15 protein-coding genes are annotated in these 17,145 nt (G+C 35.9%); 12 read left to right on the top strand and 3 right to left on the bottom strand.

Translation table 11 applies throughout. From position 1 onward, the window contains the following. Positions 1-133 precede the first annotated feature (133 nt). From MKO96_RS04915 to MKO96_RS04905, 3 genes are all read left to right on the top strand, one after another. The gene (locus tag MKO96_RS04915) at positions 134-2,014 is read left to right on the top strand and encodes an ABC transporter permease (RefSeq protein ID WP_240586861.1); all 1,881 of its coding nucleotides are present in this window, start codon (positions 134-136) and stop codon (positions 2,012-2,014) included. Positions 2,015-2,129: 115 nt separating this feature from the next. Next, positions 2,130-2,417 (top strand): AbrB/MazE/SpoVT family DNA-binding domain-containing protein, encoded by a 288-nt coding sequence (locus tag MKO96_RS04910; RefSeq protein WP_061671834.1) that lies wholly within the window; start codon positions 2,130-2,132, stop codon positions 2,415-2,417. A gap of 275 nt (positions 2,418-2,692) precedes the next feature. Then, positions 2,693-3,643, top strand: a complete 951-nt coding sequence (locus MKO96_RS04905; RefSeq protein ID WP_240586860.1) for a serine protease — start codon at positions 2,693-2,695, stop codon at positions 3,641-3,643. 147 nt (positions 3,644-3,790) lie between these two features. Here MKO96_RS04905 and MKO96_RS04900 read toward each other — a convergent pair whose 3' ends face one another. From MKO96_RS04900 to MKO96_RS04890, 3 genes are all read right to left on the bottom strand, one after another. Continuing rightward, complete coding sequence (locus tag MKO96_RS04900) at positions 3,791-4,894, bottom strand: ABC transporter ATP-binding protein (protein WP_240586859.1); 1,104 nt, start codon at positions 4,892-4,894, stop codon at positions 3,791-3,793. Positions 4,895-5,158: 264 nt separating this feature from the next. Next, positions 5,159-6,022: a PucR family transcriptional regulator gene (locus MKO96_RS04895; protein WP_240586858.1), complete on the bottom strand. Its 864-nt coding sequence runs from the start codon at positions 6,020-6,022 to the stop codon at positions 5,159-5,161. A gap of 69 nt (positions 6,023-6,091) precedes the next feature. Then, positions 6,092-6,952 carry a helix-turn-helix domain-containing protein gene (locus MKO96_RS04890; protein ID WP_240586857.1) on the bottom strand — a complete coding sequence of 287 codons (861 nt, stop codon included), beginning with the start codon at positions 6,950-6,952 and terminating at the stop codon, positions 6,092-6,094. Between the two features lie 169 nt (positions 6,953-7,121). Between MKO96_RS04890 and MKO96_RS04885 the strand changes: the two genes are divergently transcribed. The 9 genes from MKO96_RS04885 to lacC all read left to right on the top strand — a co-directional run bounded on the left by MKO96_RS04885 (position 7,122) and on the right by lacC (position 17,145). Continuing rightward, positions 7,122-8,465, top strand: coding sequence for a carbohydrate ABC transporter substrate-binding protein (locus MKO96_RS04885; protein WP_240586856.1), 1,344 nt, complete (start codon positions 7,122-7,124; stop codon positions 8,463-8,465). 77 nt (positions 8,466-8,542) lie between these two features. After that, positions 8,543-9,433, top strand: coding sequence for a carbohydrate ABC transporter permease (locus tag MKO96_RS04880; protein WP_276314074.1), 891 nt, complete (start codon positions 8,543-8,545; stop codon positions 9,431-9,433). Between the two features lie 14 nt (positions 9,434-9,447). Then, positions 9,448-10,437, top strand: coding sequence for a carbohydrate ABC transporter permease (locus MKO96_RS04875; protein WP_240586854.1), 990 nt, complete (start codon positions 9,448-9,450; stop codon positions 10,435-10,437). A 12-nt stretch (positions 10,438-10,449) separates the two neighbouring features. Further along, positions 10,450-12,621, top strand: coding sequence for a 1,3-beta-galactosyl-N-acetylhexosamine phosphorylase (gene gnpA / locus MKO96_RS04870; protein WP_240586853.1), 2,172 nt, complete (start codon positions 10,450-10,452; stop codon positions 12,619-12,621). Continuing rightward, positions 12,611-12,778 (top strand): DUF6903 family protein, encoded by a 168-nt coding sequence (locus MKO96_RS04865; protein WP_240586852.1) that lies wholly within the window; start codon positions 12,611-12,613, stop codon positions 12,776-12,778. The genes gnpA and MKO96_RS04865 overlap by 11 nt, the downstream gene beginning before the upstream one ends. 108 nt (positions 12,779-12,886) lie before the next feature. Then, positions 12,887-13,783, top strand: coding sequence for an ROK family protein (locus tag MKO96_RS04860; protein WP_240586851.1), 897 nt, complete (start codon positions 12,887-12,889; stop codon positions 13,781-13,783). A 64-nt stretch (positions 13,784-13,847) separates the two neighbouring features. Next, positions 13,848-15,014 (top strand): SIS domain-containing protein, encoded by a 1,167-nt coding sequence (locus MKO96_RS04855; RefSeq protein WP_240586850.1) that lies wholly within the window; start codon positions 13,848-13,850, stop codon positions 15,012-15,014. 20 nt (positions 15,015-15,034) lie between these two features. After that, positions 15,035-16,183 carry an N-acetylglucosamine-6-phosphate deacetylase gene (gene nagA, locus MKO96_RS04850; protein WP_240586849.1) on the top strand — a complete coding sequence of 383 codons (1,149 nt, stop codon included), beginning with the start codon at positions 15,035-15,037 and terminating at the stop codon, positions 16,181-16,183. 26 nt (positions 16,184-16,209) lie between these two features. Further along, positions 16,210-17,145 (top strand): tagatose-6-phosphate kinase, encoded by a 936-nt coding sequence (gene lacC, locus MKO96_RS04845; protein WP_240586848.1) that lies wholly within the window; start codon positions 16,210-16,212, stop codon positions 17,143-17,145.

The following is a 17,145-nucleotide window of genomic DNA, read 5'->3' as shown; positions in this document are numbered from 1 at the left end:
TGAAACTGCTTCGTTTAAGCAATTTTTTTGAAACCTTTCAATAATGTAAGGTTTTTGTCATTTGAATCGATGGAAGGTATTTCCGTATTTTACTAATATAAAAACATAGTTAGTAGAAGGGCGGAGAAGTAATATGAATATTAGAGAACTCGCATACCGGAATGTAACGCGAAATAGACGAACATACTCAGCATATTTTTTAAGTAGTGCATTTGCTATTATGGCCTTTTTTGTGTATTCATTTTTTGCGTTTCATCCGGCATTAAGTGCTGGAGAACTGGGGCAATACGTGTTCGTAAGTATGTCTTTTGCACAGTCCATTATTTACTTATTTACATTTTTCTTTATTTTATATTCGATGGGAATGTTTTTAAAAACGAGAAAGCGTGAATTAGGAATTTTAATGATGTTAGGTATGACGAAATATCAATTAAAGCGTCTTATCTTCTTTGAAAATATTATGATTGGGATAGGGGCAATTATTTTTGGAATACTTGCAGGAATGCTATTTTCCGGAATGTTAATATTTGTAGCTCCGATGATATTAAAATTAGATATTTCCTTAGCTTATTACATACCAATGAAAGCCATTGTTGTAACGAGTATTATGTTTTTCGTATTATTTATGATCATTTCATTGTTTAGTGCAGGAATGATTCGGAAAAATAAAATTATGAAATTGTTTAGAGGATCAGCAGAAGCGAAGCCGGAACCGAAAGCTTCCATTATTTCTTCTATATTAGCAGTCATATTGCTTAGTGCGGGATATGCAGGAGCGCTTCTGTCACACGGCGCAATGGTATTTGTCATGATGATTCCTGTTACAACGGTAGTCATTATTGGTACGTACTTGCTGTACAAGCAGTTGAGTGTCTTTATTATTAGACTATGTAAAAAAAGTAAACGTTTCTATTGGACACAGACAAATATTGTTACGTTATCAGATTTAGCTTACCGTATGAGAGACAACGCCAGAATGTTCTTTATTGTAACTATTATTTCAACTGTAGCATTTTCAGCAATAGGTACATTAGTTGGTTTCGCATCAATGACGAAAGAAATTATGGAAAGACCAATTGCGTTTCATTACCACTCCAAGCAAGGAAATAGTAATGAATCACAGCATTTGAAGATGATTGATGAAGGATTAAAGAAGCATAGTATAACAGCGTCTAAAGCTACTATTTCAACGAAAAAGGCAGAGGAGCAGTCTTTAAGAAGTGCTATTTTCATAAAAGAATCAGATTATAAGGAGTATGCGAAGTTAACAGGAGAACCATTTCAAACTGTAGCAAATAAAGAAGCTTTATTTTTATCAGTCGATATACCAGGCCCACCGATGAAAGAAAGAAAAGAAATTACTTTACCACATTTGAATGAATCTTTAAAAGTGAAAAAAGTTAATACTTCTTCATTAAGTAAAATACTAAGAGGTAACGTTTATGTAATCTCTAAAAATCAATATGATGCATTACAAGATGGATTTAAAGAGGAAAAAGATTATGTGTACAAAACAGAGGGAACGAAAGATGAAATTGAAGTTGGTAAAGAACTTACGCATCAGATAAAGACTTATGAAGAACATGCAACGTTTAGTGCAGAAGAGTACGAACAAAACCAAAGTTTACAAATAGCAGGACCAATTTTATTTGTAGGTTTCTTTATTGGTATAGTATTTTTCGTATGTGCAGGAAGCTTCCTTTACTTCCGTTTGTTTTCTGATTTAGAGGATGATACTCGTTTGTTTGAAATGATTAGAAAAGTAGGTTTAACGAGCGGAGAATTATCGAAAGTAGTTACAATTCGATTAGCACTATTATTCTTCGTTCCAATAGGTGTTGCAACATTACACGGGGCAGTAGCGTTAACTGCACTGGGACAGATGTTTGAGTACTCATTATTTAAAGAAAATGCGATTGTATTAAGTGTTTTCGTAGGAATTCAAGTTGTATATTTCTTATTGATACGATCTCGTTATTTAAAACAATTGAAAGAGAGATTACGTATTCGTTAAATGTGTATTTTTAACTTGAGTACAAAATTTTCTAAAAAGATACAAGTATTACCAAAAAGTGATAAAATGGAAAGGGCGAGGTGGAAAAATTAATAGAAAGTAAGGGGGGAGTAATATGAAAGCAACAGGAATTATTCGAAAAGTAGACGAATTAGGACGAATTGTTATTCCTAAAGAGTTACGAGAAGTATTAGGAATACAAATCAAATCACCACTTGAAATTTTCGTAGAAGAAGATAAAGTCATTTTACAAAAATATCAACCTTACAATGCTTGTCAAATAACAGGTGATGTTTCAAATCAAAACATATCATTAGCAAATGGAAACATTACTGTTAGTATAGATGGAGCGAAATATTTAATAAAAGAAATAGAGAAGTTTTTAAATAAGAGTGAGGCTTAGTCTTAATTTATTTTATTTTTAAAATTTCATATCATTCTTTAAAAACTATGAAAGGACCATTAAATTGGTCCTTTTATTTTTGTTATTGGTTGTACCAATTGGATTTTTGGTGAATAAAAATTATGAGATAAATAAAAAGAGTAGTATAAAATTAGTAAGCTATATTGAGAAATATTTTTAAGGAAGGAAAACGAAACGAATAAAACGAATGTTACATTTAAACCTTTTCAAAAGTGGTCTGAAATGAAAATAATATATTTTCAGGAGGGATTACGATGAATAGTAGTACAGCGAATAAACAAAAAGGTATACAATTGATTCCTTTTACAGTAAATAAGGTGGTTGAACAAGTAAATGAAATTCCACCAGGTGTACAACTCATTCATGCTCCACAAGTATGGGAGAAGAGTGCGAAAGGAAAAGATATTGTTGTTGCCGTATTAGATACAGGTTGTGATGTGAATCATATAGATTTAAAGGATCGCATTATCGGTGGAAGAAATTTCACGAAAGATTACGAAGGGGATCCAAATATTTATCTTGATAATAACGGACACGGTACTCATGTAGCGGGGACAATTGCAGCGACTGAAAATGGTGTCGGTGTTTTAGGAGTCGCACCACTTGCTAAAATGTTAGTGTTAAAGGTTTTAGCGGGAGATGGTTCTGGAAGTTATGAGCAAATTATTGAGGCGATTCATTATGCTGTAAATTGGAGAGGACCTAATAAAGAAAGAGTTAGGGTCATTTCAATGTCACTTGGTGGCCCGCAAGACGTTCTAGAATTACATGAAGCAATTCAAAATGCGGTAAGACAAGATGTTCTCGTCGTATGTGCTGCCGGGAATAATGGAGATTGTAATGATAACACGGAGGAACTGGACTTCCCAGGTGCGTACTCAGAAGTAATTGAAGTCGGTGCTGTCAATTTAGAACGGAAAATCGCATGTTTTAGTAATTCGAATCAAGAAATTGATTTAGTGGCGCCAGGTGATGAAATATTATCTACGTATCCCGAAGGAAAATATGCGGTATTAAGTGGTACTTCTATGGCAACACCGCATGTTGCTGGAGCGCTGGCATTGCTCATTAAGCAGTGTGAGAGAGAATATGGTAGAAAGTTATCAGAGCCAGAAATATATGCACAACTTATTAAAAGAACTGTACCTTTAGGGTATGAACGTACATCTGAAGGGAATGGATTAATAGATTTATTAAAAGAATAGCAAATACGAAAAAACATCTCATATGAATATGAGATGTTTTTTCGTATGGTTCTGTCGCAATACAGGGGAATCTAGTATTTAATTCTTTTTTACGAAATGGTTGACACAACTATATCTATTTTTTTTGAAATAGAAGCTATGCATACATTAAATATTACGAATACGTTGTTCGGTAGCAATATCGAAAAAATGTGCTTTCGCTAAACTAAAAGCTAATGGAAGTGTATCGTTAGCTTTAATCTCGGAACGAGCATTAATTCGCGCAACAAAGTTTTGATTCGAAAGTTTTCCATGAATCATCGTTTCAGCACCTAATAATTCAGCAACTTCTACTGTAATTTCGACTGTGGATTCAGGCGAAGATTGAAGAACAATTGGTTCATCATGAATGTCTTCAGGACGAATGCCGAGTATGATTTTTTGTCCATTATATCCTTTTTGCTTTAACGTTTTTAGTTGGCCATCTGGTACTTTGAAGCGAATATTTTCTATATAGAAATAGTTCTCTTGTAATGTCCCGGTAAAGAAATTCATAGCGGGAGAACCAATGAATCCACCGACAAATATGTTTTCAGGAGTATCATATACTTCTTTTGGAGTACCAACTTGCTGGATGAGCCCATCTTTCATAACAACAAGGCGTGATGCCATTGTCATAGCTTCTGTTTGATCATGCGTTACATATATAGTGGTCGTATTTAAACGACGATGCAGTTTGGAGATTTCTGAACGCATACTGACGCGTAATTTTGCGTCTAAATTCGATAGAGGCTCGTCCATTAAAAATACTTTTGCGTCACGGACGATAGCTCTTCCTAGCGCAACCCGTTGGCGTTGCCCACCTGATAATGCCTTCGGTTTTCGTTGTAAGTAATCTTCAAGCCCTAATATTTTCGATGCCTCCGTTACTCGGTGATTAATTTCATCTTTTGGAAGTTTGCGTAGTTTTAAGCCAAACGCGATATTATCATAAACAGTCATATGCGGGTATAGTGCGTAATTTTGAAATACCATCGCAATGTTGCGATCTTTTGGAGCGACATCATTCATACGCTCTCCATCAATATAAAACGAACCATCAGAAATGTCTTCTAGACCTGCAATCATACGTAAAGTTGTTGATTTCCCGCATCCAGAAGGACCGACAAATACGATAAACTCTTTATCTTCAATATGTAAATTAAAGTCAGAAACAGCAGTGGTTTTATTATCGTAAACTTTAAAAATATGATCTAATACTAGTTCGGTCATAAATATTCACTCCTTTTCGTAATTGATTGAATTATAAGATTTTTATAACCGTAAGTAAATCGGCATTGTGCACAAAAGAATGAGAGGCTTTTATGCAAGTTTACAGATGTAAGAAACGAGAAAGCACCTGTAGGATGTACTTTCATCTATAGATATGGGATGAAAGTATTACTTTTTCGTAGAAAAATATGTAAAAAGAGTTTCCAAGTCATAAAACAATGATGGTATGAGAAAATGAATATTTTATCATCTTTCATGAGAGTTTCACGAGATATCTAAAGAAAGAAACGCCATATAAACTGCTACTGCACCTTCAAAAGTTTTTATATTAATTCCTGTTTTTTCAATGAATTTATCAATTCGATACTGCAAAGTATTACGATGTAAATATAATTGTTTCGCTGCAAGAGATACATTTAAGTTACATTGGAAGAATAATTTAACGCTATCTATTAGTTCTTTATCATTCGAAATGTGTGCCAATAATTGACTCGTGTACTTTTTTCTTTCTTCTTTTGATAATGAGATCATTAATTGATAAGGGAGCAGTTGTTCAATGTGTGTAATTTTTTTGGATAAATAGGGAGAAAGAACAGAAAAAAATTTTCGCTCCCATTGATACAGATAAGCAAATTCAGTTGTTTGCGTATAGCGTCTGCCAATAAAGAAGGATAGGGATATAAAAAAATCTGTTTCTAGTGTATCAAGGGCTGCTCGCAATATAGAATCAGGTACATTTTCTTCTAATATGAGGACACCGGCTTGCGAAGTTTCCCATATCATTGTAGTAGTAAAAGAAAACATGGACTGTAAAGCATCTTGAAATTCTTCTCTCTCTATTATGGGTTGTGTTGTGAAAAAGTGTAAAAAACGAACTGATAGTATAGAAATGTTATTATTTTTGTATAATGCTTCATGCCATGATTTTTCTTTTTCTGTTTTATAAAATGTATCAGTATAAATGGGCGTTAAGATGGATGAAAGCAATTGATGCTCTCTTTGATGTAATCGGATTTTTCGAATCCCGACTTTGTTTCCTTCAACTAAAAACCAGCTATAATCTTCAGACAACACAGCTGCATTGATTTTGATATCCTCACCATAGTATGTTTTTAATTGTTGAATCATAGGAACATTCTCCTTTCTAAAATAATAGTACCAATATAGTAAAGAAGTATAGATTCATTGCGATTATCTTTAAAATTTCGCGCTAGAATCTGGTTTATTTTTGCTAGAATTGATAGTGTTTCTGTATTGTGAAGGAGATAGATTCGTTTCTCGTTTAAATGATTGTGCAAAGAATGATTGGGAAGAAAAACCGGTAATGGTTGAAATATTAGAAATCGAATAGTTGGTAGTTTCTAATAAAATTTTGCTTTCTCTAATACGAGTTTGAATTAAGTATTCAATAGGCGAAACACCAACGAATTTCCTGAAGGAATGAGATAAATAATATTTATTAATATGACTGATTCTTGCTAATGTATCCAGACTTATATTTTCGTGAAAATGCTGCTTAATATAGTTTTTAATAAATTCAATATCTTTATTGATTTTTTGAGTAGATGTTTTTTCTACATTAAAAGATTTTTTTCTCATCATTTTAAGTAGTAAAATTTCCAGAATATTTTGTATAATTAAATCGTAATCTTCTTGATGATTTTCCACTTCCTCGATCAATTGCTGAAGATAGAAGAGAAAGTTTTTTTGATCCTGGCTATAATTATGAATAGTGACTGGACTAGGATCTTCTAAGGATGAAAAGGACAAACCTTGAATACCAAGTGCGATGTATTCGAGTGGGTGATTCGTATCAGACTTTTCCGTGTGCTCGATATTTGGATTGATGATAATCAAATTGTGTTCTTGAACAGGGATTTCTTCTTTGTAAAAGATAAAAGTTCCTTTGCCCTTGGTAATATACAATAGCTCTGTAAAGTGATGCGCATGAATGGTACTATGCCAATCTTTATCGTATTTTGATTTTGTTATATAAAGAAGTTTTACTGGAAGATGGCTTCGTTGAATTTGTGGAATCTCATATACTTCATTGGACAAATGAATCCCTCCTTCGTAGACTTTTTATCTACGTTATAAAGATTTTAGTGGGATATGCAGTAAAAAGCAAGATATCTAAAAAACAGAACAAGATGTTTATTGTGAAAGCGTTATCTATTTTGTATTCTTTAATTATGAAAGGAAGATTAGGAGATGGGGGTAAATAAAGATGAAAAAAAAGTTATTGTTGTCTGGAATGACAGCTTTGTTATCTTTTAATTTAATAGCTTGCCAAGGTAATACTACAAAAGTTGATAACTCTAAGGATGGTAAAGGCTCCAGTGAAAAACAAACCCTTCATGTGGCAGCACTTGAATCGGCTTATGGTAAAGAGATGTGGACCAAAGTGATTGACGCATATGAAGCTGCTAATCCAAAAGTTGATGTTAAATTGACGGTGGACAAAAATCTCGAGGATGTCATAGGCTCGAATATGAAAGCAGGAAACTATCCAGATGTTGTGTTGTTGGCAACTGGGAGAAAACAGGCGCTTACAGAAACATTGATTAAAGATAAAGCTTTAGAGGACATTACAGATGTTTTAGATAAGAACGTTTATGGTGAAGAGGTTAAAGTGAAAGATAAGTTGATACCGGGGCTTACGGGTACATTGGCCACTAATCCTTATAACGATGACAAAACTTACATGGCGCCGATGTTCTATAGTCCAACTGGATTATTTTATAATGCTAGTTTATTAAAGGAAAAAGGTTGGGAAGTACCAAAAACTTGGGATGAAATGTGGATTTTGGGAGATAAAGCGAAAGCAGAGGGAATTTCTTTATTTACTTATCCTACTACTGGTTATTTTGATACATTTTTCTATACTTTACTATTAGGGATGGGGGGGCCGGAGTTTTACAATAAAGCTATGAAATATGAAAATGGTATTTGGGAAACTCCTGAAGCAACAAAAATATTCGAAATTTTCGGAAAGTTGGCAAAATACATAGAACCAACAACTGTTGCGAATGCCAATGACAAAGACTATAAGAAAAATCAACAATTGATTCTCGATAACAAAGCATTGTTTATGCCAAATGGTACGTGGGTAGCTGGTGAAATGAAAGATGCGCCTCGATCTAAAGGTTTTGAATGGGGCATGATGACTTTACCAAGTTTTGATGCTAGCAACGGCCGTTATGCATTTACTTATTTTGAACAAATGTGGATTCCTTCTGCGGCTAAAAATAAACAAGCTGCTAAAGATTTCTTGACGTTTGTTTATTCGGATAAAGCCGTTGAAAAATTTGCAGAATCTAGTGCGATACAGCCTGTCAAAGGTATTTCTAGTAAACTGACAGATAGCAATAAATTATTCTATGGTATTTATGATAATGGAGCGAAAGTAGGGACAGGTGGATTTGCCGCAACGAAAGCCGTTGAAGGTGTTAGCATGGCAGATACATTATTCAGAACGATAGACAGTGTTATTTCTGGTGATAAAAAAGTGGAAGATTGGCAGAAATCTGTTGAAAAAACGAGTGATCAATTACGGTCTGCATTAAAATAAAATAGTTTTTTAGTTTTCACTACGTACAATGGTGAGTCGCTAGTTTCACCATTGTACTTATTAACTGAGGTGATGGCATGAATAAGACAAAAGAAAAAAGAATTTTTATTTTTGTTTGTACTGCACCCGCACTAATCCTGTTAGCCATTTTTATGATTGTTCCTACGATTGAGGTATTCAGGATGTCCTTATATAAATGGGGAGGGTTTTCTAATAATAAAGTATTTGTTGGATTAGAAAACTTCAAGATTTTATGGAATGATATGAATTTCTTTCGATCTCTCCAAAACAGTATCGTATTAATTGTTATTGTTACACTTATCACGATGGTGATGGCGATCTTATTTGCCACTTTGTTAACGAGAGAAAAAATAAAAGGTAAAAGTTTCTTTCAAATTGTTTTTTATCTCCCTAATATCTTATCCGTTGTAGTTATCGCGGGAATATTTTCTGCAGTTTATGATCCGACTACAGGATTGTTAAATAATATACTTGCTTTATTTAACCTTGAAAACCTTCAAAAGATGTGGCTCGGTAATCAAAAGATTGCCATTTACAGCATTGGCGGGGCACTCACTTGGCAAGCGATTGGTTATTATATGGTCATGTATATGGCGGCAATGGCAAGTATTCCGGAAAGTTTTTATGAAGCATCTGCTTTGGAAGGTGCTGGACGGGTCAGACAATTTTTCAGTATTACGTTACCGTTAATTTGGAATAACATGCGGACGACGTTAACTTTCTTCGTTATTAGTACGATTAATTTAAGTTTTCTACTCGTTCAAGCGATGACTGGCGGGGGACCTGACGGATCGACGGAAGTATTTTTAAGCTACATGTATAAGCAGGCTTACACTAATTCTTCTTACGGTTACGGTATGGCTATTGGGGTGGTCATTTTCCTATTCTCATTCGCATTATCTGCAATTATAAGCGGTGTCACTAAAAGGGAAGTGTTGGAGTATTAAGGAGGTCCAAAACGATGGAAACACAAAAAAGAATGACTACAGAAACAGCTTATCGAGATCCAAAAACGGTGGAAACCGAAAAAGAAATGATTGTAGAAGCAGCTTATAAAGCCCCAAAAATAGTTAAGCCCCAAAAAGGTATGACTACAGAAGTAATATATCGTTGTTTTATATATGTAGCACTGATTACGTTAGCAATTTCTATTATTATTCCTGTTGCATGGGTTTTCTTAGCATCAGTGAAGCAAAATTCAGAATTTTACGGAAGTCCTTGGACCATACCGAAAAGTTTCTATTTTCAAAACTTTATCGATGCTTTTCAAAAAGCAAACATGGGTACCTACATGTTGAATTCAGTCATGGTAACCGCGTTGGCTCTGCTCATTTTATTGATTGTGGCCTTACCAGCAGCCTATGTGTTGGCAAGATATACCTTTAGAGGAAGCAAATTAATAAATACTTTTTTTAAAGCTGGATTATTCATCAATGTGAACTACATTGTTGTTCCGATTTTCTTGATGTTATTGGACGGAGATACCTTTTTACGAGGCCAAATTGGTGATGGATTTCTACTAGACAATTTATTTGTTTTAGCATTGGTATATGCGGCGACGGCGTTACCATTTACCATTTACTTGCTGTCTAGTTTTTTTCAATCGCTTCCATCTACATATGAGGAAGCGGCATTGGTCGATGGTGCCGGATATTTTAAAACAATGATTTCAGTCATGATTCCGATAGCTCGTCCAAGTATTATTGCCGTCATTTTATTTAATTTTCTTGCCTTTTGGAACGAATACATTATTGCCTTAACGTTAATCCCAGGACCGAATAAAACGTTACCTGTTGGGTTAATGAACTTGATGGCAGCTCAAAAATCTGCTGCGAACTATGGTCAAATGTATGCAGGAATGGTTCTTGTCATGCTGCCAACTTTGATTTTATACATTATTGTTCAAAAAAAATTAACACAAGGAATGTCCCTTGGTGGTTTAAAGGATTAAAGGAGGATTTACATGAGAAAGAAAAAAGGCCGTGTTACTTTACCGAGTGAAGAAAATTTTCTTAAGGAAACAAAAGAATTGATGGAACGATGGGGTGCGGATGCGATTCGCGATAGTGATGGAACGAAACTAGATGATGATATTAAACAATTGGATGCAAAAATTTATACGACTTATTTTGTTGCTCGGGCTCACAATGAGTTCGCAGAGAAGCACATGGATGAATGCCAGCAACTTTATTTAATGAGCTTATTCAATACTGCGCTTACAAACACTCTTGAAATTGATTTTATGAAAGGCTACTTTGAGGAACAATTAAAGCCGGATTACGTTCACAATCCTAAAAAATACTGGGAGGTTATTGACCGGACAACCGGAGAAGTTGTTGACGATAATGATTGGGAAGTAAATGAAGAGCAAAATCGTGTTTTGATTACGAAGGCGATTCCTTGGCATGAATATACGGTTTCATTCCTAGTCTATGCGATTTGGGATCCAACCCAAATGTACAATCATATTACTAATAACTGGGGAGATAAGCCGCATGATATTCCTTTTGATGTGAGGCAACCACATTCCAATGAATTTATGAAAACCTATTTAAAACAATGGCTGACAGAAAATCCAGATACAGATGTTGTTAGGTTTACAACGTTTTTCTATCATTTTACCCTTGTGTTTAATAATCTTGGCAAAGAGAAATTTGTTGATTGGTTCGGTTATGGTGCTAGTGTTTCAGTTGCTGCTTTGGATGCTTTTCAAAAAGAAAAGGGCTATCGCTTAAGGCCAGAGGACATTGTTGATCAAGGCTATTATAATACTGCATTTCGAATTCCAACTCCTGCTTTTTTAGATTATATAGATTTTGTTCATAAGTTCGTTGCTGAAGAAGCAAAGAAACTTGTGGATATTGTCCATGAAAGTGGAAAAGAAGCAATGATGTTCCTTGGTGATAACTGGATCGGTACAGAACCATATGGGAAATACTTTGAAAATATCGGATTGGACGCAGTTGTAGGCAGTGTGGGCGGTGGAGCCACATTACGTATGATTGCAGATATACCACATGTTCGTTACACAGAAGGGCGATTCTTACCTTATTTCTTCCCAGATACTTTTTACGAAGGTAATAACCCGACGATTGAAGCGAATGAAAACTGGTTAACGGCGCGAAGAGCTTTACTACGGAACCCTGTTGATCGTATCGGCTATGGCGGTTATTTAAGTCTAGCTTATCAATTCCCAGAATTTATCTCTTATATTGAAAAAGTTACGGAGGAGTTTCGTGAAATTCATGACACGATCAAAGGCGTTCAACCATATAGCGGTCTTAAAGTTGCAATTTTGAACTCTTGGGGCAAGTTGAGAACTTGGCAAACACATATGGTTGCTCATGCTCTATGGTATAAACAAATTTATTCTTATTTAGGTGTTTTAGAATCCTTGAGCGGGGCTGCCGTGGAAGTTTCGTTCATTAGTTTTGATGATGTTATTAACGATGGGATACCTGAGGATATTGACGTTATCATTAATGCTGGCGATGTAGGCACAGCTTTTTCAGGAGGTGCTAATTGGATTAATGAAAAGTTAGTCACTACAATCAGGGCCTGGATGTATAATGGCGGAGGCTTCATAGGTATTGGCGAACCGACAGCCTATCAGCATGAAGGACATTATTTTCAATTGGCGAACGTCTTAGGTGTTGACAAAGAACTAGGATTTAGCTTATCCACAGATAAATATTTTATTAATCCTGTCGAAAATCATTTTATTTCTGCTGACAGCACCCAATTTGATTTTGGTGAAGGAATGAAAAACATTTATGCGTTATCAGATAAAACCGAAATAATTGAATATTCGAATGAAGAAGTTCATCTTTCTAGTCATCCGTTTGGAGAAGGCAGAGCTGTCTATATAGCAGGGCTACCATACAGCGAAGAAAATACTCGTCTGCTGATGCGCGCTTTATACTATGCTGCCCATAAAGAAGGAGAGTTTCAAAAGTATCATGCGAGCAACATTTATTGTGAAGTACATGCATATCCATCTATTCAAAAAATGGCGATTGTTAACAACTCGATGATCGAACAAATGACAGTTGTATATGATGGACAAGGAAACAGAAAAGAAGTGACGTTGGCACCTAGTGAAATCAGGTGGGAGGATGTTTCAAATGAAGGCTAGCGCTTTATTCATTATTAAAATTGTTGTGTTTATCGTATGTCTGTCTTTGATTATCATCTACCAAAAGACAGCTGGAAAATTCGAACTAGGTATGATGTTGATTGGATTAGCTGGTCTCTTAGGGCTACTTTATGACTACAATCGGAAATACCTATAAATCAACCAGGGCAAGTGGATTGATCAAGGAATCGTATATATATGTTTAACGATAACAATTATAAAACATTACTCAATACTTCAAATACAAACCTAGGGGTGCGGACAAATGAAAAAGGCAGTCGGCATTGATATTGGGGGAACGAAGATTGCAGCGGGAATCATTTCGGATACAGGCGAACTGCTTGAACGTTCGGAAATAAAAAGTGATCCTTCAGACCGGGAAAAAATGTTTGGTAGAGTTGTAGAAGCTGTGGAACAAGTTCTCAGAAAATCATCGATTTCCATCGCTAATATCGAGGGTATTGGCGTTGGGGTACCGGGAAAAGTGGATTACGAGAAAGGAATTGCCGTTTTTCAAAATAATTTACCTTGGAGACAGTTTCCTATTTCAGTCCGTTTGCAGGAACAATTTGGTATCCAGCGAATCATGATTGACAATGATGTCTATATGGCGGCTTATGCCGAATGGAAAGCAGCGCATGTAAAAAGGAATGAAACCTTTGTCTACGTGACTATAAGTACGGGAATATCTTGTTCTATCATTCATAACGGCTCATTTTTTAGGGGAGCAGGATTTGCTGGAGAACTAGGCTTGATCCCTGTCCTCTCAAAGGGGATCAATGAACGATTAGAAAAAATCGCTGCTGGGCCAGGGATCCAAAAAATAGCCAAAAGGGACTTACAGGTAGATACTATTTCAACAAAGGATGTTTTTGCTGGTTATATAAACGAGGTATCGGAATATCAGTTCATCATCAACGAAGTAACCGACTACTTAACTCAAGGACTTTATACGATTTCCTCCTTATTAGATCCGCACAAAATAGTTTTTGGCGGTAGTGTCATTGTGAAAAATCCATTTCTACTGGAGTTGATTAAAACGAAGCTGAAAATGTATCAGCTTCCTGAGCAACAACATCTTTTGGAGCAGATGAGTATTAGTACATTGGCACAAAATAATGGAGTTACTGGTGCAGGATTACGGGTGTTTGAAGGTATGTAATGAGGTGGCGCCGATCTTCTTTTATGAAGAGAATGATGGCAAATAGGTAGAGGAGTGGACGAATATGTTTACATTAAGTCAAGAAAACTTAGTTTCGTTAGGTGCATCGATAACAACAGCGGAAATAAAACGGCAGCCTGATTTATGGGCTGAAACCTTTGCTTTGTATATGGAGAAAAGCGAGGGGATTGAAGAGTTTTTACAAAAAATAGTAATGAAACACAATCGGGTTCGAGTTATTTTTACGGGCGCTGGAACGTCTGCCTATGTCGGTGATACAGTCACCCCTTATTTAATAGAAAAAGTCGATGAACAACAGTGGGAAGTAATAAGTATTCCGACAACCACGTTAGTTTCAAATCCTTATCAATTCTTCAAAAAGGATTATCCAACTTTACTCGTTTCATTTGCTAGAAGCGGGAACAGTCCGGAAAGTGTTGCTGCCGTACAATTAGCTGAGCAAATAGTAACGGATTTGTATCAAATAACGATTACTTGTGCGAAAGACGGTAAATTAGCCAAACGGTCCGTGAATAATGAAAAAAATTTATTGCTATTGATGCCTGAAAAATCGAATGACCAAGGATTTGCCATGACAGGAAGTTATACTTGCATGGCGTTAACGGCATTACTTGTTTTTGATTCTATATCGAATGAAGAAAAATCAAAGATAGTGAAAAAAATTCATAAAATGGGTGAAAGTGTCATTCAAAGCGAAGACGTCATCAAAGAGATAGTAGATTTTGATTTTGACCGAATTATTTACTTAGGTTCTGGTAGTTTAGAAGGTTTAGCGAAAGAATCACAATTAAAAATATTAGAACTGACAGCTGGAAAAATTGTTACCGCATTTGATTCACCACTCGGATTCCGACACGGTCCAAAATCATTTGTAAACGAAAAATCATTAGTTTTCGTGTTTGTTTCTAACCATCCTTATACACGTCAATATGATTTAGATATGTTAAAAGAAATGCAGCAAGACGACATTGCCAGTTATATTTGTGCCATCGAGGTTGATGGAGAAATTATTTATGCTGGGAACAGATTTGCATTCGGCAGCGAGGCTCACTCTGTACCGGATGCTTACTTAGCATTACCTTTTGTCATGATTGGGCAAACAGTCTCACTGTTAGCTTCCGTGAAAGTAGGCAATACACCGGATACACCTTCACCGACAGGAACAGTGAACCGTGTCGTTAAAGGTGTTACCATCTACGAATATGAGTAACTAGGATAGGAGAAACATACATGTCTATTTTTATTTTTGCAGATAAGTTTTTTCTTGATGAGATGGTCACAGGGCCTGGATTTTTAGAAATAAAAGACGGAAAATTCGGTGTTTTTTCAAAAAACAAACCAGAGGAAACGACAGACATTATTGAGTATAGAGGACATTGGATCGCTCCTGGCCTAGTAGACACACATATTCATGGATTTAGAAATCACGACATTATGGACAATAGTTTTGGAGGACTGGACCAAATTTCGGTAGGACTCCTTTCTTGCGGCGTTACATCCTTTTTACCGACAACTTTAACATCCTCAATAGAATCGTTAAATAACGTCGTTGAAATGATTGGTGCCAATTATACGAAAGTGCAAGGTGCAAAAATTAAAGGAATCTTTTTAGAAGGACCGTTTTTTACTGAAAAGCATAAAGGAGCACAAAACACGAAATATTTTTGTGACCCATCAATTCATATGTTGAAAGTTTGGCAGAAATTATCAAATAATGCTATTAAAAAAATCGCGATTGCACCTGAAAGGAAAGGGGCAGCAGAATTTATTGAATATGCTGTAGGAGAAGGGATTGCCGTGGCGTTGGCCCATAGTGACGCAACTTATGAAGAAGCAAAGCAAGCGGTTGAAAAAGGAGCTTCCATTTTTATTCATACTTTCAATGGAATGAGCCCACTACACCATCGTGAGCCGGGGATGGTCGGTGCGGCCATGAATCTAAAAGATGTTTATGCCGAAATCATATGTGATGGACATCATGTTCATCCTGTTGCCTCAAATATTTTAATGAATGTCCGCGGCAGAGAAAAGGTTGTAATGGTTTCTGATTGTATGATGGCTGGAGGTATGCCGGAAGGAACTTATCAACTAGGTGAGTTTCCGGTGAAAGTAAAAGATGAGATGGCTCGTTTGGAAAGCGGAAGTTTAGCCGGGAGTATTTTGCAATTAAAAGATGCTGTCAAAAATGTCGTCGAGTGGGGAATTGCCGCGCCCGAGGAAGCAATTTACATGGCGAGTACTGCACCAGCAAAAAGTGTTCAGCTTGATGGTGAATGCGGGAAGATTGCCGAGGGATATGCTGCTGACTTTATTGTGATGACGCCAGCGATGGATGTAACTGCTACCTATCTTGATGGAGTATGCCGTTTTCAAGATTAAACAATTTTCTGAAAGAGGGAGTACCAATGATTTTATCTGTCACCATGAATCCATCGGTCGATATTTCCTATCCGATTCATGAATTAAAGTTAGATGTAGTTAACCGTGTGGAAACGGTTCATAAAACTGCTGGTGGAAAAGGTTTGAATGTTGCACGAGTAATTGCTCAAATGGATGAGGTTGTCCTAGCGACAGGTGTGCTTGGTGGTACGATTGGTGAATACATTATTCAAGAATTAAATAAAGTCAATATTCCAAATGAATTTTTAAAAATCAAAAAAGAATCAAGAAATTGTATTGCTATTCTTCATGAAGGGATGCAAACAGAGATTTTAGAATCTGGGCCAACATTATCTAAAGAAGAGGGAAATGATTTTTTAGAAAAATTCGAATATCTACTTACAACAGCTTCACTTGTGACAATTTCGGGTAGTTTGCCGAAAGGGTTACCAACTAACTTTTATTATCAAATGCTAGAAATCTGTCATGAAAATAAAATTCCAGTAATTATGGATTCGTCAGGGGAATCTTTAAAACAAGCGATGGTGCATAAAGAAAAACCGTTTGTCATTAAACCAAATACAGCGGAATTATCTCAGCTGTTGGGCATAAACATGCAAGCGGGGAACATAGATCTGAAGAAAGCGTTAAACCATGAACTATTTACTGGAATTGAGTGGATTATCGTGTCAATGAGTAGTGAAGGTGCATTTGTTAAGCACGGTGAGGACTATTACAGAGTTACGATTCCGAAAGTAGAAGTGGTCAATCCTGTAGGGTCAGGTGATGCAACAGTTGCAGGGTTAGCTGTGGCACTACATCAACATCAAACAGTCGAGACTGTTCTTAAAACGGCGATGACTACAGGAATGTTAAATACGATGGAAGCTGGAACTGGTTATATTAATGTGAATAAGTTTAAACAATACTTTGATCTCGTTAAAGTTGAAAAAATAGATTGA

The organism is Bacillus sp. ES1-5, from assembly GCF_022487605.1.
Classification (GTDB): domain Bacteria; phylum Bacillota; class Bacilli; order Bacillales; family Bacillaceae_G; genus Bacillus_A; species Bacillus_A wiedmannii.
This window is presented reverse-complemented; position numbering and strand designations above follow the sequence as displayed.

What these genes read in the sequence shown, in the direction of transcription:
- MKO96_RS04915 (WP_240586861.1), top strand. Translation starts at nt 134, where the DNA reads ATGAATATTAGAGAACTCGCATACCGGAATGTAACGCGAAATAGACGA.
- MKO96_RS04910 (WP_061671834.1), top strand. Translation starts at nt 2,130, where the DNA reads ATGAAAGCAACAGGAATTATTCGAAAAGTAGACGAATTAGGACGAATT.
- MKO96_RS04905 (WP_240586860.1), top strand. Translation starts at nt 2,693, where the DNA reads ATGAATAGTAGTACAGCGAATAAACAAAAAGGTATACAATTGATTCCT.
- MKO96_RS04900 (WP_240586859.1), bottom strand. Translation starts at nt 4,894, where the DNA reads ATGACCGAACTAGTATTAGATCATATTTTTAAAGTTTACGATAATAAA.
- MKO96_RS04895 (WP_240586858.1), bottom strand. Translation starts at nt 6,022, where the DNA reads ATGATTCAACAATTAAAAACATACTATGGTGAGGATATCAAAATCAAT.
- MKO96_RS04885 (WP_240586856.1), top strand. Translation starts at nt 7,122, where the DNA reads ATGAAAAAAAAGTTATTGTTGTCTGGAATGACAGCTTTGTTATCTTTT.
- MKO96_RS04880 (WP_276314074.1), top strand. Translation starts at nt 8,543, where the DNA reads ATGAATAAGACAAAAGAAAAAAGAATTTTTATTTTTGTTTGTACTGCA.
- MKO96_RS04875 (WP_240586854.1), top strand. Translation starts at nt 9,448, where the DNA reads ATGGAAACACAAAAAAGAATGACTACAGAAACAGCTTATCGAGATCCA.
- gnpA (WP_240586853.1), top strand. Translation starts at nt 10,450, where the DNA reads ATGAGAAAGAAAAAAGGCCGTGTTACTTTACCGAGTGAAGAAAATTTT.
- MKO96_RS04865 (WP_240586852.1), top strand. Translation starts at nt 12,611, where the DNA reads ATGAAGGCTAGCGCTTTATTCATTATTAAAATTGTTGTGTTTATCGTA.
- MKO96_RS04860 (WP_240586851.1), top strand. Translation starts at nt 12,887, where the DNA reads ATGAAAAAGGCAGTCGGCATTGATATTGGGGGAACGAAGATTGCAGCG.
- MKO96_RS04855 (WP_240586850.1), top strand. Translation starts at nt 13,848, where the DNA reads ATGTTTACATTAAGTCAAGAAAACTTAGTTTCGTTAGGTGCATCGATA.
- nagA (WP_240586849.1), top strand. Translation starts at nt 15,035, where the DNA reads ATGTCTATTTTTATTTTTGCAGATAAGTTTTTTCTTGATGAGATGGTC.
- lacC (WP_240586848.1), top strand. Translation starts at nt 16,210, where the DNA reads ATGATTTTATCTGTCACCATGAATCCATCGGTCGATATTTCCTATCCG.